Annotated in this window: 17 protein-coding genes; 14 read left to right on the top strand and 3 right to left on the bottom strand. The window is 68.4% G+C overall.

Annotated elements, in window-relative coordinates; translation table 11 throughout:
* The first annotated feature begins 6 nt into the window (after positions 1 to 6).
* The 10 genes from ACOGI9_RS05795 to ACOGI9_RS05750 all read left to right on the top strand — a co-directional run bounded on the left by ACOGI9_RS05795 (position 7) and on the right by ACOGI9_RS05750 (position 12,480).
* The gene (locus ACOGI9_RS05795; protein ID WP_419858927.1) at positions 7 to 579 is read left to right on the top strand and encodes a KdsC family phosphatase; all 573 of its coding nucleotides are present in this window, start codon (positions 7 to 9) and stop codon (positions 577 to 579) included.
* Positions 569 to 1,582 (top strand): LPS export ABC transporter periplasmic protein LptC, encoded by a 1,014-nt coding sequence (gene lptC / locus ACOGI9_RS05790; RefSeq protein WP_419858926.1) that lies wholly within the window; start codon positions 569 to 571, stop codon positions 1,580 to 1,582. Before ACOGI9_RS05795 ends, lptC begins: the two co-directional genes overlap by 11 nt.
* Entirely contained in the window at positions 1,579 to 3,489 is a 1,911-nt protein-coding gene (locus ACOGI9_RS05785; protein ID WP_419858925.1) for a hypothetical protein, read from the top strand. The genes lptC and ACOGI9_RS05785 overlap by 4 nt, the downstream gene beginning before the upstream one ends.
* Positions 3,486 to 4,211: an LPS export ABC transporter ATP-binding protein gene (lptB, locus tag ACOGI9_RS05780; RefSeq protein ID WP_310778422.1), complete on the top strand. Its 726-nt coding sequence runs from the start codon at positions 3,486 to 3,488 to the stop codon at positions 4,209 to 4,211. The genes ACOGI9_RS05785 and lptB overlap by 4 nt, the downstream gene beginning before the upstream one ends.
* A 2-nt stretch (positions 4,212 to 4,213) precedes the next feature.
* Positions 4,214 to 5,641 carry an RNA polymerase factor sigma-54 gene (rpoN, locus tag ACOGI9_RS05775; RefSeq protein ID WP_419858924.1) on the top strand — a complete coding sequence of 476 codons (1,428 nt, stop codon included), beginning with the start codon at positions 4,214 to 4,216 and terminating at the stop codon, positions 5,639 to 5,641.
* Positions 5,638 to 6,564 (top strand): glycosyltransferase, encoded by a 927-nt coding sequence (locus ACOGI9_RS05770; RefSeq protein WP_419858923.1) that lies wholly within the window; start codon positions 5,638 to 5,640, stop codon positions 6,562 to 6,564. Before rpoN ends, ACOGI9_RS05770 begins: the two co-directional genes overlap by 4 nt.
* A 115-nt stretch (positions 6,565 to 6,679) precedes the next feature.
* Positions 6,680 to 7,339 (top strand): class I SAM-dependent methyltransferase, encoded by a 660-nt coding sequence (locus ACOGI9_RS05765; RefSeq protein WP_419858922.1) that lies wholly within the window; start codon positions 6,680 to 6,682, stop codon positions 7,337 to 7,339.
* Positions 7,340 to 7,355: 16 nt separating this feature from the next.
* Complete coding sequence (locus tag ACOGI9_RS05760; RefSeq protein WP_419858921.1) at positions 7,356 to 8,906, top strand: hypothetical protein; 1,551 nt, start codon at positions 7,356 to 7,358, stop codon at positions 8,904 to 8,906.
* A gap of 1 nt (position 8,907) precedes the next feature.
* Entirely contained in the window at positions 8,908 to 9,873 is a 966-nt protein-coding gene (locus ACOGI9_RS05755; protein WP_419858920.1) for a lysylphosphatidylglycerol synthase domain-containing protein, read from the top strand.
* Between the two features lie 222 nt (positions 9,874 to 10,095).
* Positions 10,096 to 12,480 (top strand): hypothetical protein, encoded by a 2,385-nt coding sequence (locus ACOGI9_RS05750; protein WP_419858919.1) that lies wholly within the window; start codon positions 10,096 to 10,098, stop codon positions 12,478 to 12,480.
* Here ACOGI9_RS05750 and ACOGI9_RS05745 read toward each other — a convergent pair.
* The 3 genes from ACOGI9_RS05745 to ACOGI9_RS05735 are packed head-to-tail and all read right to left on the bottom strand — an operon-like array spanning position 12,441 to position 15,384.
* Positions 12,441 to 13,565: a glycosyltransferase family 4 protein gene (locus tag ACOGI9_RS05745; RefSeq protein ID WP_419858918.1), complete on the bottom strand. Its 1,125-nt coding sequence runs from the start codon at positions 13,563 to 13,565 to the stop codon at positions 12,441 to 12,443. The two genes, ACOGI9_RS05750 and ACOGI9_RS05745, sit on opposite strands and share 40 nt — an antisense overlap.
* A complete protein-coding gene (gene wecB / locus ACOGI9_RS05740) occupies positions 13,562 to 14,722 on the bottom strand; it encodes a non-hydrolyzing UDP-N-acetylglucosamine 2-epimerase (RefSeq protein WP_419858917.1) in 1,161 nt (386 codons plus the stop codon). Before wecB ends, ACOGI9_RS05745 begins: the two co-directional genes overlap by 4 nt.
* Positions 14,719 to 15,384, bottom strand: a complete 666-nt coding sequence (locus ACOGI9_RS05735; RefSeq protein WP_419858916.1) for a TylF/MycF/NovP-related O-methyltransferase — start codon at positions 15,382 to 15,384, stop codon at positions 14,719 to 14,721. The genes wecB and ACOGI9_RS05735 overlap by 4 nt, the downstream gene beginning before the upstream one ends.
* A 356-nt stretch (positions 15,385 to 15,740) precedes the next feature.
* Between ACOGI9_RS05735 and ACOGI9_RS05730 the strand changes: the two genes are divergently transcribed.
* The 4 genes from ACOGI9_RS05730 to ACOGI9_RS05715 are packed head-to-tail and all read left to right on the top strand — an operon-like array spanning position 15,741 to position 21,334.
* Positions 15,741 to 17,327 carry a LamG-like jellyroll fold domain-containing protein gene (locus ACOGI9_RS05730; RefSeq protein WP_419858915.1) on the top strand — a complete coding sequence of 529 codons (1,587 nt, stop codon included), beginning with the start codon at positions 15,741 to 15,743 and terminating at the stop codon, positions 17,325 to 17,327.
* A gap of 22 nt (positions 17,328 to 17,349) precedes the next feature.
* Positions 17,350 to 18,138, top strand: a complete 789-nt coding sequence (locus ACOGI9_RS05725; RefSeq protein WP_419858914.1) for a polyprenol monophosphomannose synthase — start codon at positions 17,350 to 17,352, stop codon at positions 18,136 to 18,138.
* Complete coding sequence (locus ACOGI9_RS05720) at positions 18,138 to 19,046, top strand: ion transporter (protein ID WP_419858913.1); 909 nt, start codon at positions 18,138 to 18,140, stop codon at positions 19,044 to 19,046. Before ACOGI9_RS05725 ends, ACOGI9_RS05720 begins: the two co-directional genes overlap by 1 nt.
* Positions 19,043 to 21,334 (top strand): DUF5916 domain-containing protein, encoded by a 2,292-nt coding sequence (locus tag ACOGI9_RS05715; RefSeq protein ID WP_419858912.1) that lies wholly within the window; start codon positions 19,043 to 19,045, stop codon positions 21,332 to 21,334. Before ACOGI9_RS05720 ends, ACOGI9_RS05715 begins: the two co-directional genes overlap by 4 nt.
* Positions 21,335 to 21,371: the final 37 nt, after the last annotated feature.

Here is a 21,371-nt window from a genome sequence, read left to right as displayed (position 1 = left end):
GTCCCCATGAACCCGAGACCCCCGATGGATCGCCGGCTGGCGGAGTCCGTCCGTTTCGTGTCGCTCGACGTGGACGGCGTGCTCACGGACGGTTCGATCTGGGTGGGCGCGGGCTCGGACCTCGGCGCCCCGGGGGAGCTGCGTCGCTTTCACGCCCTCGATGGTCTGGCGATCCGGATGATGCAGCGGGCGGGACTCGTCGTCGCGTTCCTCAGCGGCAAGCGGTCGGCTGCCGTCCGCCTCCGGGCGCGGGAGCTGGACATCGCCGAGGTTTCGCTCGGTTCCCGAAAGGGAAAGCTTTCGGCGCTTCGGGGTATGCTCGCGCGACGCGGTTGCACGTGGGACCAGGCGGCGCACCTTGGCGACGATCTCACGGACCTGGCGGTCATGGAACGGGTGCGGCTGCCGGCCGCGGTCGTCGGCGCGGTGCCCGAAGTCCGGGCCGCCGCGCGGTGGGTGGGGACGGTACCCGGCGGGGAAGGGGCGGTGCGCGAATTCGCGGAGGCCCTGCTCGTCGCCCGGGGGGAATGGGACGGGCTGGTGACGGAGTTCCGGGAAGGAGGACGGTTTGCGGGTTGAAAACGGGGAGCGCACGGGGCGCCCGGGCGCGCTCGGTCTGTTCGCCTGGGTTTCGGTGCTGCCCATTCTCGCCGCGTGCGGCTCCGACGATGGGCCCCCGACGGCGAGCGAACCGCTCCCCGATGGGGTGGACACCGCCGTGCGGGGGATGCGGACGTTCGTCACGCGCGATGGAGTCCGCCGCGCCCTCGTGGAAGCCGACACGGCGGAATGGCGCGCGGAGAACGAGATTCACCTGCGGCGGATGACGCTGACGTTCTTCGATCCAAACGGACGGGAATCGACCGACGTCACCGCGGAGTTCGGGATCTTCTATCAACTCACGGGCGATCTCGACGCCGAAGGGAACGTGGTCGTGGAGGACCGGGTGGACGGCCAGCGTCTCGAGACGGAGCGGCTCGGCTATCAGAATCTCGACGGCCGCCTGACCGGCGATACCGCCTTCCGGCTGCTGAACAGGATGGAGGGTCTGACGCTCGCGGGGACGGGGTTCGAGTCGGATCCCGCGCTCGACTCGGTCATCGTCCTGAACCAGGAGGGGGAGATGCAGCCCGGGATGGCCCTCTCGGAGTCGGTCCCCCTGCCCGCAGTCCCGGCCGGGGAAACGACGGAGGGCGGAGCGGAGCCGGCAGCCGGGGAGCCGGTCGCCGGCGAACCGGCGCCGGGCGACTCGATGGCGGCGGAGCTCGACCCGCGGGCGGAGATCGATCCGGCGCGCGGGGAAGTGGATCCGGCGGCGGAGATCGACCCGGAGGCCGTCCCGCCGGACATTGCGGAGATGCCCGCCGATACCGCGGCGGCGGCCCCGCCGGACAGCGTGACGCCGCCGCCCGACACGACCGCGGCGGTCACCCCGCCGGACAGCGCGGAGGCGCCCCCCGACACCACGGCGGCAGTAACCCCACCGGACAGCGTGGAGGCGCCGCCTGACACGACCGCGACGGTGGCCCCGCCGGACAGCCTCGGGGCGCCACCCGATACGACGGCGACGGCGCGCCGGTGAGTCGGGCACGCATCGGGCTTGCGGGCGGCCTCGCGATCACTGCATGGCTCACCTGCCCGCTCGCCGCACAGGAGCCGCAGGCCGGCGTCGGGTCGGCGCTCGACCGGTGCAGTCTCCGGTGGCAACCGCTCGAAGCCGACACGAGGAGCGTCACGAACCGCGACCCGACCGGTGCCCACGTCACGGTGCTCAGCGGCCGATACCTGTGGACCTGCGGAACCGCCACGATGGAGGCGGACAGCGCGATAAAGCGCGACGGCCCCCGGCAGGTCGAACTCCTCGGCGCCGTCGTCTACGAAGACTCGATAAGGACGCTGAAGTCGGAACGCCTCCTGTACTTTCAGCTCTCCGACTTCATCATCGCCGAAGAAGATGTGGAACTCGTCCGGCTGACGGATCGCTCTACCCTCCTCGGCCCCCGAGTGGAGTTCTTGCGGGCCGTCTCCGGCGTCGACGCCGTCACGACCGCGCCCGGGCGGCCGACCGTTACGTTCTATCCGACGAACACCGAGTCGCCGGAGCCGTTCACGGTCGAATCGGAGTTGGCCATCTTCGCCGGCGAGGACGAGGCCCGCTTCTACGGGGATGCGGTCGTAGAGCGGAGCGACCTGAACGCCCAGGCGGACAGCGCCATGCTCACGCGTGCCGATGGCCTCGGCGTCCTGTGGGGCGAGCCGTGGCTCGAGGCCGAGGGAATCCGGCTGGAGGGCGACTCGATACGGTTCGCCTCCCAGAACCAGGAACTCGAAGAAATCCGCGCCATCGGGGACGGCTATGCGTCGGGAGAGAGGTTCGAGGTGGCGGCGGAACTGATCGACATCGACCTGGCGAATCGCGTGGTGGAGCAGGTGCAGGCGCACGGGGAGGGCGTGAGTCGGGCGCTCTCCGGCAGCCACGAGCTTCTCGGCGACTCGATCCACTTCGTGATGTACGGGAGCCAGATCGACACGGCCTATGCGATCGGCGGTGCGGTCGCGGTCCAGCGCGACTCGTCCTGGGCGGTGCCGCCCGAGCCGGAACCGGCCGATTCGACCGCCGCCGACTCGACAGCCGCCGATTCGACAGCCAGTGATGCGACGGCCGCCGACTCGGCGGCGGCTGCCCAGGACACTGCGGTGGAGGCTCCCCCGGCGGACTCCGCCCAGGTCACTGCGGACAGCACGGCCGCAGCCGCCGGGACGGAAACCGCGGCTGCCGCAGACGCTGCAGCAGACACCACCGCCGCAGGTACCGTTGCGGACACCGCCGGAGCAGGCACCACCGTCGCGGACACCACCGAAGTCGCCGAGGAGGGCGATGAGCCGGCGGGCATCGAACTGGCGACCGACGGCTCCGCGAACTGGGCGCGTGGCGATACGCTCGTCGCGGTCTTCGAGCGCTCCGAAGCCGCGGTCGCGGACTCGGCGCCCGCACCGGACCCCTTCATGCGGCAACTCGTGCTCGACGGGAATGCCAGCGCCTTCTACCGGATGGTTCGGGACTCGACGACGAGCAGGCGACCGTCGCTGAACTATATCGTGGCGCGGCGCATCCAGATCGACTTCGAGGCGGGAGAGCCCGCGGGAGTCGAGGGAGAACACGCGATCGGCGCCTACCTGGAACCGCGCGAGGCGTTCGGGACACCGTCGCCAGCGGACAGCGCAGCCGTGGCCGACAGCGCGTCAGCCGTGGCCGACAGCGCGTCAGCCGCCGCCGATTCGCTCGGCGCGCCAGCGGACACGTCGGAAGTCCGGCCCGACAGCACGGCGGCGCCGCCCGATACGGTCGGCGCACCCCCGGACACCGTACACCGGCGCGGGCAGCCCTTGAGCGATGTCCAGCTCGCCGCGCGTAACCGCCAACCGGGACGGGAGCGGCGCATGACGTCCGGTGCGTTTCCGGCCCTCAGACCTCGGAGGTCCCGTTGAGCAGTGTACTTCGGGCCGAAGGCCTCGTCCGCTCCTTCAAGCGCCGCTGCGTCGTGAACCAGGTGGAGATCGAGGTGCGGCAGGGAGAGGTCGTCGGATTGCTCGGCCCCAACGGCGCGGGGAAGACGACGACGTTCTACATGATCGTCGGCCTGCTCAAGGCCGACGAGGGGCGCGTCTACCTCGACAGCGACGAACTCACGAGCTGGCCCATGTACCGGCGGGCGCGCGCCGGCATCGGCTATCTTCCCCAGGAAGCGTCGATCTTCCAGAAGCTCACGGTCGAACAGAACGTGATGGCGATCCTCGAGACGCTGAAGATGTCGCGGCAGGAGCGGCGCGACCGGCTGGAGGAGTTGCTCGACGAACTGTCCATCAAGCACCTTCGGGCGAACAAGGCCTATTCGCTCTCCGGGGGAGAGCGGCGGCGGCTGGAGATCACCCGGGCGTTGGCGACCCGGCCCAAGTTCCTGCTGCTCGATGAACCCTTCACCGGGGTCGATCCGATCGCGATCGACGACATCCAGCGGATCGTGCGGGGCCTCAGGGAAAAGGGTCTGGGGGTTCTCATCACCGACCACAACGTGCGCGAAACGCTGTCGATCACGGATCGCGCGTATCTCCTGTTCGAAGGGAAGATCCTGGTGCAGGGCGAGGCGGACCATCTCGTGAACGATCCGGAAGCCCGGCAACTGTACCTCGGGGAGGACTTCAGGCTCTGAACATGGCATCGGGACGGCCGAGTCTCGCCGCGGGCCTCGACCTGCGGCAGGAACAGAAGGCGCAGCCTCGCCTCTACCAGGCGATGGACCTTCTGCACATGCCGCTGCTCGACCTCCAGAGCCACCTGCGAGAGGCGCTCGTCGACAACCCGTTCCTCGACCTCGTGGAACCCGGAGACGAGCCGGACGACCCCGTCGATGACCTGCCCGAGTCCCTCGCCGATGACGCGGGAGAAGACTCCGGGGAAGAGGCGGAGGACGTGGATTGGGAGGACCTCCTCCTCGACGACTTCGATGCGGGCGGGCGGCGCGAGGAATACGGGGAGCCGGAGTACAACGCGCCCACGCCGGCCGCCGCGCAGACCCTCTGGGATCACCTCCACGAGCAGTTGAACCTGCTCCGTCTCGGCGAGCGTCAGTTGCGGATCGGTGAAGAGATCATCGGCAACGTGGACCGCGACGGATTCCTCTCCTGCCCGCTCGACCGGATCGTCGAGGCGCTGGAGGAGGTCTCGCGGGCGGAGGTGGAGGAGATGCTCGCCCGGATCCAGTCCTTCGAACCGAGCGGCGTCGCGGCGCGGGACCTGCGCGAGACGCTCCTGCTGCAGTTGCGGGACCGGGGGAGGGAGGGGTCGCTGGCCTGCCGGATCGTCGTCGGACACTTCGATGACCTCGCGCACCGCCGGTGGCCGGAGTTGGCGGAAGCGTACGGAGTCGAGCCGCGCGAGGTACAGGCGGCGGCGGACGAGATCGCGAAGCTGGATCCCAAGCCGGGTCTGAGGTACGCGGATGCCTCTGAATCCTACGTGATCCCGGACCTCACGGTAGAGAAGGTCGAAGGGCGGTACCGCGTCTCGCATGCCGACACGTCGCTGCCGCGGTTGAAGCTCTCGCCCGTCTACCGCGACGTGGCCGCAGATCGCTCCCGGTTCGAGGCGGCAGGCAAGGCGTTCATCTCGGAGCGGCTCAACAGCGCCCGGTGGCTGATCCAGGCGATCGAGCAGCGCCGGCAGACGATGCTGAAGGTGATGGCCTTCATCGTCGAGCGGCAGCACGACTTCTTCGAGAAGGGGGTCGAACACCTGCGCCCGCTCACGCTTCGCGACGTGGCGAAACACATCGAGATGCACGAGTCCACCGTCTCTCGCGTGACGAACGGCAAGTACGTGCAGACGCCGCGCGGACTCTATCCGCTCAAGTTCTTCTTTTCGGGCGGCTATTCGACGCTCGAGGGGGAAGACCTGTCGTCGGAGGGCGTGCGGGCCCGGATCCGCAATCTGGTGGCGGAGGAGGACCCCACGGCGCCGCTCAGCGACCACGAGATCACCGCCCGCCTGCAGGAGGGGGGCGTCCGGATCGCGCGCCGCACGGTGGCGAAGTACCGGGACCGGCTCGGGATCCTCTCGGCGCGGCTGCGCAGGCGCGTATGAGCGATCCGAGAATCTCGGTGCTCGTCCCGGCGTACGACGAAGCCGAGAACATGCCCGAGCTGTTCGCGGAACTCGCGGCGACGTTCGCGAAGCACGATCTCGCTGCGGAGGTCGTCCTCGTCGACGACGGTTCCGCCGACGGGACGGCCGAAGCCGCGGAGGAGGCGGCCGCGCGGGCGGGGTTGGGCGGTGGGGCCGTCGTGCTGCGGCATCGGGTCAACCGGGGGAAGACGGAGGCGATGCTCACGGCCGCGGAGGCCGCCCGCGGTGAGTACCTCGTCCTGTTCGACGCGGATCTGCAACATTCCACGGAGGAGATCCCGCGCTTCGCGGCGAAGCTCGACGAGGGGTACGACCTCGTGGCGGGCCGCAAGGTGGGGCGCTACGAGAAGCGCTTCACGTCGTCCATCTACAACCGGCTCGCGCGCGCGATTTTCAAGGTGCCCGTACGCGACCTCAACTCGATGAAGGCCTTCCGGGCCGACGTCCTCACGGGTCTCAGGCTGCGGCACGACTGGCACCGCTATTTCGTCGTGCTCGCCCATGCCCGGGGATACCGGCTCGGCGAACTGGACATCGACCTCCTCCCGCGCCGGCACGGGGAACCCAAGTTCTCGGGGCGCCGGCGAATCCTGATCGGGATGCTGGACATGGTGTCGGTCTGGTTCCAGCTCGTGTTCGGGCGCAAGCCGCTCCTCTTCTTCGGCACGAGCGGCCTCGCGCTGATCGCGGCGGGCTGCGTCACGGGACTGACGGCGCTGGTCCTGCGCTTCGGGTTCGGCCTCGGGTATCGCCCCCTCCTCACGCTCGTGGTTCTCCTCGTCGTGGGAGGCCTCCTCCTCTTCATCCTCGGCTTCCTGGCGGAGACGATGGCCCAACTCCGCGACGAGATCGAGGACCTCAAGCGCGGCGGAAGCCCGTGAAGGTCGCATGAGGCGGAGTGAGAGTGGAGATTCGCGCGCATGGGCAACGCCTGACGGGGCCACGTCGCGCACGCATGACTACCCCGGCAGAGATCTTGAGGCGATGTCGGAGGCTGTGCGATACCACCGCGACATTCTTCGAATTTTCTCACCGTATCTCGGAAACCGGACCCTGGAGGTCGGTGCGGGTAGCGGAAATATCTCGCAACTGATCCTCACGCGGCAGCCGGAGCACCTGTATGCGGTGGAGCCGAGCGACGGGATGTGCGCGATCCTTCGGGAACGCCTGCGGGGGAATCTGAACGCGAGCGTTCACCACTCCCTCCTTTCGGACTTCATGGAAACGGAGAAGGAACCTGGAGTGGATTCGGTGGTGAGCGTGAACGTCCTGGAGCACGTCCGGGACGACATCGGGGAGTTGACGATGATGCGAAGGGCGCTTCGTCCCGGCGGCCATCTTTGCCTCTGGGTACCGGCGTTGCCGGTACTCTATAGCCGTTTTGACCGGACTCTCGGTCACTATAGACGATACCGGAAACAGAACCTCGTGCAGAAACTTGAACGCGTCGGCTTCGTGCCCGTCCACGTTGCCTATCGGGATGTCGTCGGGATGCTCGCGTGGTTTGTGGTGTGCCGGATCCTCGGGCAGGAGCTGAGCCCAATGAAGGTAGGCATCTATGACCGATTCGTGATGCCGGTCACGAGTTTATTGGGACGTCGGCTGAGCCCGCCGCTCGGCAAGAACCTGATGGCAATAGCCCGCAGGCCTCTGTGATTTCGCCGAGGCCCAGGTGACCCCGAACCGGTCGGAAGCTTCCCCCGTAGAAGGGCTCACCTTCCTGGACCGCAACTTTCGGTTCATCGCTGCTGGATTCGCGGCCCTGCATCTCGTGCTCGGGGTCCTGGTGTTCGAGCCGATCCTGTTCACCGGGGGTGACAATGCGCATTACCTCATCCTCGGTGAAGCACTGCGGACCGGGGAGGGGTATCGAGACCTGTACCTTCCCGGCACTCCGCTCCACGCGCGGTATCCTCCGCTTTTCCCCATGTTCCTTGCCGTGCTCGGCTGGGTTGGCGGCGTGAATTTGGCGAAGGCCGCCATGCTGTTGCTGACGGCCGGGATCGTGTGGATCACTGCGCATTTCGCCCGACGGCACTCAGGGGCAGGGCCGGCGGTCGCGGCCGCGGCCCTTCTCTCGGTGAACCCGACCCTGCTCGAATACGGTCACTACGTCTTGAGTGAGGCACCATTCACGCTGCTGGTTCTCACGGCCCTCCTGTTCTCTCAACGCGAGGGTCGACAGGGCGCGGTGCTGATGACACTGGCTGCATGTGCGGCATTCGCCACGCGCAGCGCCGGCATGGCCCTGCTTCTGGCTCTTCCGATGGCGCGACTGTTGGCCGGTTCGAGGCGACAGGCGGTGTGGTCGGCGGTGGGAGGGGCGACCGCCATGGCGAGCTGGCTTGTCTATCAACGGTTCGCCGCGGCGGATGCACCAAGCTACCTCGAGGTGCTGTTACAGCGGGATCCCTACACGCCGGAATCCGGCACCCTGGAGTTCACGGAGCTGGTCACGCGCGTGGCCGGCAACACCTGGACTTACGCGAGCCGCATCCTGCCGGAGACACTGTTCGGCCCCGGCGCGGGTACGGGCGGCGTCTCGATGGTACTGGGGTTGGGAGTCGCCCTCGCAGCGCTCGTTGGGTGGGCGATCTTTGCGCGTGAGCGAGCTCGGGGGCCCGAACTGTTTGTCGTGCTTTATGGGGGCATCATTGCGACCTGGCCGTCCGCCTGGTCTGACCGGCGTTTTCTGCTCCCGCTCATACCCGTGATCCTGACGTTCGCCGTCGCTGCAGTGTGGCGACTGCCACGGGCGCCACGACGTTGGCTTTGGTGGGCGGTACCCGCGGTGCTGGCGGCGTTCGGCACTTCGTGGATCGCCCGGACGGCGCCTGAGCGCCTGGAGTGTGCGGCGTCGTATGCCGTTGGCGCGCCGTGCGATGGGCCCCAATGGGCGAGCCTTTATGCGGCGGCCATCTGGGCCAGAGAGAACACCCAGCCAGACGCGATCATCGCGAACAGAAAGCCCCGCCTGTTCTACTGGTATTCGCGCCGACGGGGGGACGCCTATCCTCTGTCGAGCGATCCCGATGTCGTGCTCGGTGGCCTCGAGGAGATGGGAGCGGACTACGTGGTCGTGGATCAGGTGAGCGGGACGACGGGGCGGTATCTCGTCCCCGCGATTCAGGCGTACCAGACGCGGTTTGAGTTGGTATACGAGGACGGCGATCCGCCCTCGTACATCTTCCGTCTCCTGCCTGCGCCCGCATCCACTGACTGAGATGGCGGGGGATCACGGGATGCGGGTGGGGCCGCCGCGTCCCGCCGTCGTCATTGGCGCATCGCTCTTCCTGCTGGCCGCGCTCGTTGCGGTGGCCGTCGCCCTGTCCGGTCGCTGGGACGCCTGGGCGGCGGTGGCCGGGGCGGAGGGTGTCGGTTGGCGGCTTCGCACGCCGTGGCTGGTGGGAGCGGTTGTCTGCGAAGTCCTGGCCCTTTTGGCGGGCGCCGTCCTCTGGGCTTCCGTGTTCCGCGCCTGCGGCGCCCGCATGGGCGTGCGGGAAGGCGTCTCCGTGTGGCTCGGGTCGCAGCTCGCCCGATACCTGCCGGGCAGGATCTGGCAGGCCACGGGTCTTGTCGCCTATGTCCGCGCGCGCGGCGATTCCGGGGTGGTCGCGCTCACGGTGGCGCTCGTCCTGCAGGCGGGCACGCTCGCCACCGGCGCGGGCATCGGGGCGGCCGTACTCGGCCCGGGCGTCTTCGGCGCCATCGGACCGTGGTCGGCGGTGTTCGGCGTTCTCCTCATCGGCGCCGCCCTCGCGCCGCCCGTGCTTCGCGCCATGATCCGGCTGGGCCGCCGGCTGTTGCGGGAACCGTCCGACTCCGAGCCTCCCGCGGTGCAGGGACGCCTCCTCCTCCGGGCCACCCTGGCGCGCCTCGTGCTGTGGTTGCCGCACGGCCTGGGTTTCTGGTTGCTGCTCGAAGGGATGCTCGTCTCCAACCCTCTGGGCCCCCTCGAGGCGACCGCGGTGTTCGCGGCCGCTTACGTGGCCGGATACCTGGTCATCCTGGCGCCCGCCGGCATGGTCGTGCGCGAAGCGGCCATGGCGAGCCTGCTCGGGGTTGCGGGGGGCCTGCCGATCGGACCCGCGGCCGCGCTGGCCCTGGCGGCCAGGCTCTGGTCCACGCTGGCTGAACTCCTCGGGTTCGGGCTGGCGGCGCTGATCGGGATGGGCGCCCGCCGGCGATAGGCGCGAAGCCGTGGAGTTGCCCCAGGTCGGCCGGTACGTTGAGTGCGGGTTGAGCAGGCCCGGAGAAAGCGATGATTGAGGGAGTCATGAATGGGTTCGAGCGGTAAACGGCGGCGGCGCCACGAGACGGCGCTCGAGCGCCGAAGTGGAGGAGCGCACGCCGAACCCGCGTCTGTCGTGCCGCGTTGGGCTCCCTGGGTTCTGTTTCCCGGCCTCGGGATCGTGCTCTTCGCATCCTTCATCTTCAGCGATGCGATGTTGGTGGGTACCGATACGCTCTCCGGCGGATATCACGCTCGCGCCCTCTACGCGGAGGACATCAGGGAACTCGGCCGGTTGCCGCTCTGGCAGCCCGAGGTGTTGGGAGGCACTCCGTACATTGACGGGTTGAGCGCCGGCGACGCGCTCTATCCGCCGTCGTTGCTCCTCCTCCTCCTCACCGAGACGTATCGGTCGTTGGGCTGGAAGCTCATCCTGCACGTGATCGCGGCGGGATTCTTCATGTTCGGTTGGACCCGGGCCCTCGGCGTCTCGCGGAGCGCGGCCCTCGTGTCCGGCGTCGGTTACATGCTGGCCCCGGTGATGGTGAGCTTCGTCTACGGCGGGCAGGACGGGAAGTTGTTCGTGACCGCCCTGGCGCCGCTTCTGTTTCTCTGTACGGAACGCTATTTCCGCCGCCCGCGGCTGGGTTCGTTCACCGGCATCGCGTTCACCGTGGCAGCGGTCATCCTGACGCCGCACTTCCAGTTGGCGTATTTCCTGTTCGCGGCCGTCGGAGCGTTCGCGATCTTCAGGACGATCGGCTTCCTGCGGCAGGGGACGGGGCGCGAGGAGGAGACCTCCGACAGAACGGGAGGTCTGTCCGGCGTGCGGAGCCGCCGGGCGCTCGGTCGCTTCGGGCTCTTCCTGCTGGCTTCGGTCGTGGGTGCGGTCATCGCGGGTGGACAGCTCATTCCCGCCGTCGACTACGTGTCCGAGTTTTCCCGGCGCACGGCCACGTCCGGTGAACTCGCGGGCGACACCGGCGAGGCGTGGTCGAGTTCGTGGTCGCTCCACCCCGAGGAAGTGGCCTCGCTCGTGATCCCGCAGTTCGTCGGCAGCAGCGTGAATGGGTCTGCCGCGTGGGCCGCGGGCACCTATTGGGGCCGGAATCCGTTCAAGCTCAACTCCGAGTACGCGGGCCTGGTGCTTCTCCTGCTGGCGGCGGTGTCCTTTGCCGGCGGCGCCAGACGCGGCACGCGCTGGTTCTTCGGGGGTCTGGCCGGCGTCGTGCTCCTGTTCGCGCTCGGCGCGCATACGCCTGTGTGGCGTATTGCCTACGAAGTCGTGCCCGGCATCCGAATGTTCCGGGCTCCGTCCACGGCGATGTTCCTGTTCGCATTCTCCGTGGCGACGCTGGCCGCCCTGGGCGTCGACCGTCTCCGCGACGCGCGGGCGGAGGCGCCGGCGTCCGGCAAGCCGCAGCGCGTACTCCTCTGGGGCGCCGCCATCCTGGGAGGACTGGCGCTACTCGCCTCCGTCGGGGGTCTGACCTCCACATGGACGGCGGTCTTCGGGATCGGCGAAGGGCGCCAGGCCGCGCTCGCGGCAGCCGCGCCGCACATTACAGCCGGTGCCTGGCTCGCGTTCGCGCTGGCTGGAGTGCTCGCGATCCTGGCGTGGGCCCACCGCGGGTCCCGCCTTCGCCCGGTCCTGTTCGTTGTCGGACTCGTCGCGCTGGTGGCCACGGACGCGCTGCGGGTGGACCGCGTCTTCGTTCAAACGATGGACTTCCACCAATGGGCCACCCCCGATGCGAACATCCAGGCCGTGCTGGAGCGCGAGAGGGGGAGCGAGGAGCCCTACCGCATGCTGTCCCTGCGGAGGGCGGGACAGGACCTCGATCCGGTCCTGAGCGGGATCGAACTGGCGGCCGGCCATCATCCGAACGACCTCGCCCGGTACCGTGAACTCATCGGGATGGCCGGTTCCGGGCTCCCGCTCAATCTCCTGCAGTCCGGCAAAATCCGGGCCCTGCTGAACGTGCGTTACATCCTCTGGCCGGATCTCGCCATGGGGCAATCTCCCGCCGGACCGGTCCTCAGCCGCACGCAAACGCCGGACGGTCGGACCGTGGAGTCCGTCTTCGAGGAAGCGGGGTTGCCGCGGGCTCGCCTCGTGGGCTCCGCCACCGTCAAGACCGACGCGGAGGTCGTGCCCTACATGCTGTCGCCGGACTTCGACCCGGAGAGGGAAGTGGTTCTGGCGGAGGCGGCGCCGCTGGAGCTCCAGGAGGGGCCCGTCGGCGGGGAGGTGAGGTGGCTGGAGCGCGGACCCGATCAGCTTCGGCTCGAGGTAGTCGCCGAGCGGCCCGCCCTCCTTGTGGTCGCGGACAACTGGTATCCCGCGTGGAAGGCCCGCGTGGACGGGGAGAGCGTGCCGGTCATGCGCGCGTACCACACGCTGCGGGCGGTGCCGGTGCCGGCGGGACAGACACAGGTGGAGATGTACTACGAATCCCGTCTGCTGCGGTGGTCGTTCTGGCTGGGAATCGCGGTACTGCTTGCCCTGATCGTGGCCAACGGCGTTCAGTTCCGGCGCGCACGCTCGGAGAGAAGTTCCGCGTAGATCTCCTCGTGGCGGTCCGCCAGGCGTTCGTTGCTCCACTGCGAGACCACCCGTCGTCGGGCCTCGGCCCCCAGGTCGGGCAGCCGGCCACCGCTCAGCAAGCCCACGACCAGCCGCGCCAAACTCACCGGGTCGGCGGGCTCGCAGAGTCCTCCGACGCCGACGTCCACGATCTCCGGGAGACCTCCGACATTCGTTGCCGCCACCGGCAATTCACACGCCATCGCCTCGAGCGCGGCCACGGATGTCGCTTCCATGAGGGAAGGGAAGACGGCGAGGTCGCACGAGGACAGCAGCCGAGGCATCTCGGCGTGCGGTCGGGCCCCGAGGAAGTTCACCCGGTCCGAAACCCCGAGTTCGCGTGCCAGCGCCTCGAGCCGATCCCGTTCCGGGCCGTCGCCGACGATGAGCGCTTCGACGGCGGCATGTTCGGCGATGAGCGGGAGCGCCCGCACGAAGTACTCGACGCCGTTCTTCTCGAACAGGCGCCGTGGGGCGATCAGGCGGGCGGGTCGCTCGGCGGGCGGGCGCGGATCCGGCGCGCCGGTGCGCTGGAAGGTCACGGTATCCACGCCGTTCGTCAGCGGCTCCACGTGCACGCCCGGAGCGATCGACTCGCCGACGTCCGCGATCTCCCGGCTCGCCGCGAGGTTGTGGTCCGCCGCCCGCAGGAACCCGCGAAAGATCGGGCGCCAAAGGGGTGAGTCCGCACGCCGGAGGAAATGGCTCGTGTGGTAGGTGGTGACGATCGGCATCCCGCTGGTGCCGCGCGCCACGAGGCAGGGCGGGACCGCCGCGATGTCCTGCGCGTGGAGGATATCCGCCTCCCGGGCCCACTCGATGAAGCTCGGCAACGACCCCACCGCGTGCGCGGCCCACCCGGGCGTATTCCGCGCCGGAAGCCATGTTCTCCGAAGCTCTACACCGTCCATGGTCTCGGACGCAGGCAGGCCGGGCAGCGAAGCGGACGTCACCACGCGCACCGTGTGCCCTCGTGCGGCCAGCGCGCGGCAGAGAAAGTGTACGTGGCTCTCCAGGCCTCCGACCTCGGGCGCATAGTAGACGGTGTGCATGAGAATGTTCATCCGGCCCAATCCTCGCATCGCCGCGTCCGGCCGAGAAGGTCCGCCGCCAGGATGTCCGCGATCCGCTCGCCGGCGCGCCCGTCCCCGTACGGGTTGCGGGGGGGTTCGAGACCGGGTTCGCGAGACAGGGCCGCCCGCGCGCGCTCCGCGATGAGCCGGCGATCCGTTCCGACGAGTTCGGCGACTCCGGCCTCCACTCCCTCCGGGCGCTCCGTGACGTCCCGCAACACGAGGACCGGGGTGGCGAACGTCGGCGCCTCCTCCTGAATGCCGCCGGAATCGGTCATCACGAGCGCTGCGGTTTCCAGCGCCGCTACCAGGTCCAGGTAATCGAGCGGTTCCGTAAGGCGAATGCGCGGGTGGTCCGCCAGCCACTCACGCGCCGGCACGAGGACGTTCGGGTTGGGGTGGACGGGATAGAGCACGCACACATCGGGGTGTGCATCGACCACGTCCCGCACGGCCCGGAAGATCTCGGCGAGGGGAGGACCGAACGCCTCGCGGCGATGCGCGGTCAACAGGACGAGCCGCGCCTCGTCGCCCCGCACCCGTGACTGGATCTCCGCCAGGGAAGGATCCCTCACGGGGCGCTGGCGGCGGGCGACGGAAAGCAGGGCGTCGACCACCGTGTTCCCGGTAACGAACACCGAGTCCGGGGAAGTGTTCTCTTGCAGCAACTCGTCGCGGGCCCGGATCGTCGGGGCAAAATGGTACTCGGACGCGACATCCGTGAGCCGGCGCAGGATCTCCTCGGGGAAGGGCGCGTGGCGGTCGTGGCTCCGAAGCCCCGCCTCCACGTGCCCCACCTTCACCTTCTCGAGGAAACCGGCCAGCGAAGCGGCGAACACCGTCGCAGTGTCGCCCTGCACGAGGAGGACATCCGGCGCGGCCTCGCGCAGGATACCGCGCACGCCACGGAGGACGCGGCTCACGACATCCGCCACGTCCTGGCCTTCCCGCATCACGTTCAGCCGGTAGTCCGGCGCCAGGCCGAAGATGTCGAGCGCCGGCTCCACAAGGTCGAGGTGTTGCCCGCTCAGCGCGATCTTCGTCTCGAACGCCGGTTCGAGGTGGCGGAGCGCGTCATGCACCGGCGCCATCTTGATCGCTTCCGGACGGGTCCCGATCACGATCAGGATTCGCGGAACGGGGGTCATTCCTCGGCGGCCCGCTTGACGATGAGGCCGCCGCTGCGCCCCACCCTGATGAACGGCAAGCCATGGCGGTCCGTGAATTCGGAATACGCCTGGAGGGCGCCGTCCGCCCAGTTCGGTTCGATGCAGTCATCCACGACGAACCCGCCTCCGGGGACGACAAGGGGCCAGATCGCCTCCAGCACGTCCCGCGTGGGCAGGTATAGGTCCACGTCGAGCAGGACCGCGCCGACCGGACCCGTGATTTCGGCCCAGTTTACCTTCGCGCAGTCGCCTTCGACGATGCGGTAGTTCGAATAGCCCAGCCGCGCGACGCCGTGTTCGAACACCCGGTGGTCGAGGTAGGAATAGTCCGAGATTTCCGACCTTGTCTTGCGCCGCTCACCGGTCTCGTGCGCGATGCTCTCCGGAGTGAAGCCGTCGAACGTGTCCACGAGCACCAGCTCGCGCGGGTCGCGGGTCGTCAGGAGATGTTCGAGGATGAACACGGAGCTGTCTCCGCGGCCGACGCCGATCTCCACCACGGCGGCCCCGGTCCGTCGCGTGGCATCGATCAGGCCCAGCATCGCTGCCAGCACCCCGGGATCCACCCAGTACGGATACCTCGGCAGCATGACGTTCCGCAGCAGCGGGGTCCGGTACACGATTCGTCTGGCCCCGCCCACGAGGCGGGGCAGTCGGCGGTGAAGCGCCCGGACGCAGGAGGCGAGCAGCCCCGCTCGGCGGACGGCGTCTCGGGGCGGTGTCGTCTGGAGCGGCGACTCGTGGAGCACGGGTGCTACCGACTGGTCCTTTCTCGCACGACTCCCGCGCCCGAAATTTGTGGGAGCGGCGGGCCCGGCGGGATCGCCTCGAATGCCGCAGCGGCTTGGCCGCCGGCCGAGTCGCGGGCGGGGAACCTGATACCGGTTTGAGGATACGAACCACAAAGCTACGCAGCGACCGACAGGCTGCCAAACGACCATCGACGGGCCGCCAACCTGTTGAGGATGCCATGGCCCCTTCCGCTAACGTCAGCAAGATGGCCCTTCTACCGGTCCTGGCTATCGCCACGGCGATCGGCTGCGGCGGCGGGGACAGCCTGATCGTGGATCCCGACCCGGTGCCCCCGCCGAACCGGGCGCCCGAGACCACCGGCGCCATTCCGGCACAGTCCCTTGCCGTCGGCATGAACGTCACGGTGAACCTCTCGCCGTTCTTCCGGGATCCGGATGGCGACGCGCTGACGTACAGCGCCGCATCGTCCGACACGCTCGTCGCGGAGGCCGCGGTGTCCGGCGAGCGGCTGATCCTCGTCGCCGTGTCCCGGGGCGCGGCATCGGCCACCGTCACCGCCGCCGATGGGAGGGGCGGAGAGGCCCACCAGTCATTCTCGGTGACGGTGCCGAATTCGCCGCCGATGGCCGTGCGCGAGATTGCTTCAAGGGCGCTTGCCCCGGGCGGCACGGAAACCATCGATCTCTCCGGTTACTTTATCGATCCGGAAGGCGATCCGCTGACGTACAGCGCCACATCGTCCGACACGCTCGTCGCGGAGGCCGCGGTCTCCGGCACGCGCCTGATCCTCATCGCCGTGTCCCGGGGCGCCGCATCGGCCACCGTCACCGCGAGCGACGGGATGGGCGGGGAAGCCCATCTGTCGTTCTCCGTGGCCGTTTCGGCGCCCATCCCGAACGCTCCGCCGATTCCTGTGGGGGCGATCCGCTCGAGGACGATCGCCGCGGGGAGCGTGGCGACGATGGACGTCTCCCGTTACTTCAGCGATGCGGACGGCGATGCTCTCACGTACGGCGCTTCGTCATCCGACGCCCGCGTGGCGTGGGTCTCCGTTTCCGGGAGCGAGTTGGCCATGGTCGGGCTTTCGCCGGGCGTGGCGGAGGCGACCGTGAACGCGCGGGACCCGGAAGGCGCCGAGGCTCGGCAGAGCTTCGAACTGGCCGTCTGCGCCGTTCCGGCAGGCATCCTGCACTGGTGGTCGGCCGAGGGCAGCGGCGCCGACCGCATCGGGGGCGTGGACGCGACCCTCATGAGCGGAGCCACCTACGCCCGGGGCGTCGTCGGCGCCACCGGCGGGGAAGCGTTCTCCTTCGATGGCGTGGACGCACTCGCCGTCGTATCCGACGCTCCGACCCTCAATCCGGAGGGTCCGTTCACCGTCATGGCGTGGGCCAGACCGGGACGGGCCGAAACGGCTGGCAGCGGGGTGATCATCGGCAAGGGACACCCCTGGATGGAGTCATGGGTACTGGACAATCACAACGGCAGGTGGAGGACGTTCATGAGGGATCGAGACCGGGGAGACGAAAAAGTCTACGGACCGCGTCTCGTCCCCGGCGAGTGGACGCACCTTGCCATGACCTGGGACGGCGACCGGCTCGCCCTCTACGTCGATGCGGTCGAGCAGGGGACCCGCGACATCGAAAGCATCCACGTGACCGACGCGTTCGTCGGAATCGGCGGGCGAAGCGAGGAGGGGTTCCAGGACGGCGAACTCGACTTCGAGTTTACGGGCGAAATCGATGAAGTGATGTTCTTCGGACGCGCGCTCGGCGTTGAGGAGATACGGTCGGTATTCGAAAACGCCGCCATTGGTTTCTGCAATTCCTGAGGAGACGTAACTTCCGGCTGCAATGAGCCCGGACACGTCCCCCACTCCCTCCGCGGATTCCGACGAGGATCCGGTCGCCACCGTCCCCACGGGGGGCGAACGGGGCCTCGTCATCCTGCCTACGTACAACGAGGTCGATTCCATCGCCGGGATCGTCGAGGGCGCGCTGGCCCAGGACCCCCGGCTTTCCGTCCTCGTCGTCGACGACGCCTCGCCCGACGGAACGGGAGCCCTCGTCGACTCGCTCGCCGCGGCGGAGCCGCGCGTGAACGTGCTGCACAGGGAAGGGAAGCTGGGGCTCGGGACCGCCTACATCGCCGGTTTCCGCTGGGCGCTGGAGCGGGATTTCGAATGGATCTTCGAGATGGACGCCGACGGCTCGCATGATGCGCGCTATATTCCCGACATGATCGCCGCGACCGGCCGCTTCGATGTCGTCGTCGGATCCCGCTATACTGCGGGAGTGAACGTCATCAACTGGCCCATGTCGCGCCTGCTCCTCAGCTACTACGCGAACAAGTACGCGCGCATCGCCACGGGACTGCGCCTCGCCGATTCCACGAGCGGCTTCAAGTGCTTCACCCGCCGCGTATTGGAGGCGATCGACCTCGACCGCGTGGGGTCGACCGGGTACACGTTCCAGATTGAAATGAACTTCCGCGCATGGAAGAAGGGGTTCCGTGTAGGGGAAGTCCCCATCGTGTTCACGGACCGGCGCCTCGGGCAGAGCAAGATGTCGGGGGCGATCGTGCGGGAGGCGGTGTGGCGCGTGTGGGCGCTGCGTCTGCGCTCCCTCATCGGGAGGCTGTGATGGCCAGAAACCGGACGATGTCGTACTTCCCGTCCCGGCGGGAACCGCCGCCTCGGGCGATCGACTACGACAATCATCCGGTCTTCTCGAAGCGGCCGCGGTGGAGGTGTGAAGCCCACCGCATCATCTTCGGCAACCTGACGCGGGCCGGGCGCCTCTTCGACCTCATCCTCATCGGCGTCATCCTCGCCAGCGTGGTCGTCGTGATGCTGGAGAGCGTGCAGGATTTCAACGTTCGTGCTCGAGGCGCGCTGTGGACGCTCGAATGGGTGTTCACGCTGCTGTTCACGGTCGAATATGTGCTCCGCCTCATCGCGGCGGAGCGGGCCGGCCAATACGCCCGTTCCTTCTTCGGGATCATCGACCTGCTCGCCGTCCTGCCGAACTTCGTCGGGCTGCTGATCCCGGGGGGACAGGCGCTCGCCGTCATCCGCCTGCTGCGGGTGCTACGCGTGTTCCGGGTTCTGAAGCTCGCCCAGTTCGTCGGCGGAGAGCGACTCCTGATCAGCGCGTTGCGCTCGAGCGCCTACAAGGTCGCCGTCTTCATCGTCGCGGTGCTCGTCGTAGTGACGGTCGTGGGCGCGGCGATGTACGTGATCGAAGGCGCGGAGTCCGGCTTCAGCAGCATCCCTCGCGGCGTCTACTGGGCCATCGTCACCGTGACGACGGTGGGGTTCGGCGACATCACGCCGCAGACCACGCCGGGACAGATGCTTGCCGCGCTCCTGATGATCCTGGGATACGGCGTGATCGCCGTCCCGACAGGCATCGTGACGGCCGAGATCACGGGCGGCCGTGAAGCGAGACTGCGCGCCGCCATGGAGCGGATGTGCCTGCGCTGCGCCACGTCCGGCCACGACCCGGATGCCCGTCATTGCAAGCACTGCGGCACCGAACTGCTCGAATGATCCGCCCGCGGCACCCCGACCGGCTCTCGCGGGCCCTGTTCGGCGCCGCCGTCGCGGCGGCGTGCACGGCCCCGGGGCTCGCGGCCCAGGCCGATGCCGCGGATGCCGTGGACGTGGAGGCGCTGCGGCCCCGCGCTCCGGTCCCCATCGCCCGCATCTCCGAGGCGATCGACGTGGACGGGGTCGTGAACGAACCCGTGTGGGAGACGATCGATCCGCTCCCGCTCTTCATCATGTCGCCCACCCACGGCGGGGAGCAGACGGAGCGGACCGAGATTCGTCTCGCGCACGATGACCGGTATCTCTACGTGTCCGGGCGGATGTACGACTCGAACCCGGACGGCATCCGCGTAAACACTTTCTATCGAGACAGTTACAGCGGCGATGACCTGTTCTCCTTCGTGATCGACAGCTACAACGACTACGAGACCGCGCTCTGGTTCGGCACGACCCCGGCCGGCGTGCGCCAGGACCGCTCGATCTCCGGCGACGCCGAGTTTACGGGCGACCTCCCACCGTTCAACGAGGACTGGAACGCGCACTGGGACGTCCGTACGACCCGCAACGGGGAAGGGTGGTTCGCGGAGTTCCGCATCCCGTTCTCCACGCTGGGATTCCAGGCGGAGGGCGATGAAGTGACGATGGGAATCACCGTCTATCGCTACATCGGCCGAAAGAACGAACGCCAGGTGTACCCGCCGATCTCGCGCGAGTGGGGCCGGCTCGCCTTCATGAAACCGTCGCAGACGCAGCGGGTGACGCTGCGCGACGTTCGGCCCACCGCGCCGGTCTACGTGACCCCGTATGCGCTCGGCGGCCTGCGCCGGACGCCGGTGCTGCGCGAGCCCGCGGACGCGGCCGCCTACTGGGCGACGGAACAGGACCCGACCACGGAACCGGGGGTCGATCTCAAGTACTCGCCGTCCTCCAACCTGGCCATCGACCTCACGGTCAACACCGATTTCGCCCAGGTGGAGGCGGACGAGCAGCAGGTCAACCTCACGCGGTTCTCTCTCTTTTTTCCGGAGAAACGCCAGTTCTTCCAGGAGCGGTCCTCGACCTTCGATTTCGGGACGGGCGGCTTCACGGATCGCGTGTTCTTCAGCCGGCGGATCGGCCTCGAAGGGGGGGAACTCGTTCGCATCTACGGGGGCGCCCGCGTCGTCGGCCGCGTGGGGGGACTCGACTACGGGCTCCTGAACATGCAGACGGCTCCCGCCGGGGGACGCTCGGGGGAAAACGTCGGTGTAATGCGGGTGAAGCAGCAGGTGTTCAATCCCTTTTCGTTCGTGGGCGGGATCGTGGCGACCCGGATCGGGCACAACGGCCAGGACAACGTCGCCTACGGCGTGGACACGCAGATCCGCCCGCTCGGCAACGAGTGGGTGACGCTGACGTGGGCGCAGACGTTCGACGAGGCGGTGCAAGAGAGGAACCCGCTCGACGCGGCGCTGTTTCGCGTCCGGTGGGAACGGCGGACGGACCGCGGCCTGTCGTACAACCTCTACTACCGGCGGGTCGGCCCCGATTACACGCCGCGGCTCGGCTTCCAGTTGCGCAGCGACTTCACGCTCTTCGGCGGCGAGGTCGCCCACACCTGGCTCCAGGGTCCGACCGCTTCGCTGAACACCGTCACGCTGTCGGTGATGGGTGAGAGCTACTACCGCAACGCCGACGTGACGCCGGAATCGCAATCGATCCGCCCCGAATTGGAACTCGCCTTCAAGTCGGGGTCGCGCATTGCGGCCTATTCGAACACGCAGTTCGAGGACATCCGGACGCCGTTTCGCATCACCGGTCTCTCGATCCCGCCGGGCGAGTACTGGTTCCGGGAAGTGGGCATCGACTGGATGCTGCCGCGCACCGCGATCTTCCGGGGAGACATCAGGACCTCGGTCGGGAGCTTCTACGACGGCCGGCGTGCCGGCCTGATCTTCAACCCGATGTGGAGCGTGTCCCGTTATCTCGAGATCGGGGGCGGCTACGAGGTGAACCGGATCGAGTTCCCGGACCGGGGGGAGGCGGTGACCGCGCAACTCGGCCGGGTGCGGCTCGCCTTCGCCCTCAATCCGCAGGTCTCGTTCACCACGTTCGCGCAGTACAACAACCTCGACGAGCGGCTGAGCATCAACGCCCGCTTCCGCTACCACTTCCGCGAGGGAACGGATCTCTGGATCGTGTACAACGAGGGGCTGAACTTCGATCGCGAACGGGGATTCGATCCGAGGCTGCCGTGGTCGGCCGGGCGCAACGTCATGGTCAAGTACTCGCACACCTTCAGCTGGTAGCCACACCTTGAGCTCGTAGGCCGGGGGCGCCGGCCTT

This window comes from Candidatus Palauibacter irciniicola (genome assembly GCF_965208695.1).
Lineage (GTDB): Bacteria > Gemmatimonadota > Gemmatimonadetes > Palauibacterales > Palauibacteraceae > Palauibacter > Palauibacter irciniicola.
This window is presented reverse-complemented; position numbering and strand designations above follow the sequence as displayed.

Excerpts from the sequence above, each read along its gene's own strand:
- ACOGI9_RS05745 (WP_419858918.1), bottom strand. The coding sequence starts at position 13,565 with ATGAACATTCTCATGCACACCGTCTACTATGCGCCCGAGGTCGGAGGC.
- ACOGI9_RS05755 (WP_419858920.1), top strand. The coding sequence starts at position 8,908 with ATGGCGGGGGATCACGGGATGCGGGTGGGGCCGCCGCGTCCCGCCGTC.
- rpoN (WP_419858924.1), top strand. The coding sequence starts at position 4,214 with ATGGCATCGGGACGGCCGAGTCTCGCCGCGGGCCTCGACCTGCGGCAG.
- wecB (WP_419858917.1), bottom strand. The coding sequence starts at position 14,722 with ATGACCCCCGTTCCGCGAATCCTGATCGTGATCGGGACCCGTCCGGAA.
- ACOGI9_RS05770 (WP_419858923.1), top strand. The coding sequence starts at position 5,638 with ATGAGCGATCCGAGAATCTCGGTGCTCGTCCCGGCGTACGACGAAGCC.
- ACOGI9_RS05715 (WP_419858912.1), top strand. The coding sequence starts at position 19,043 with ATGATCCGCCCGCGGCACCCCGACCGGCTCTCGCGGGCCCTGTTCGGC.
- ACOGI9_RS05795 (WP_419858927.1), top strand. The coding sequence starts at position 7 with ATGAACCCGAGACCCCCGATGGATCGCCGGCTGGCGGAGTCCGTCCGT.
- ACOGI9_RS05725 (WP_419858914.1), top strand. The coding sequence starts at position 17,350 with ATGAGCCCGGACACGTCCCCCACTCCCTCCGCGGATTCCGACGAGGAT.
- ACOGI9_RS05730 (WP_419858915.1), top strand. The coding sequence starts at position 15,741 with ATGGCCCTTCTACCGGTCCTGGCTATCGCCACGGCGATCGGCTGCGGC.
- ACOGI9_RS05720 (WP_419858913.1), top strand. The coding sequence starts at position 18,138 with ATGGCCAGAAACCGGACGATGTCGTACTTCCCGTCCCGGCGGGAACCG.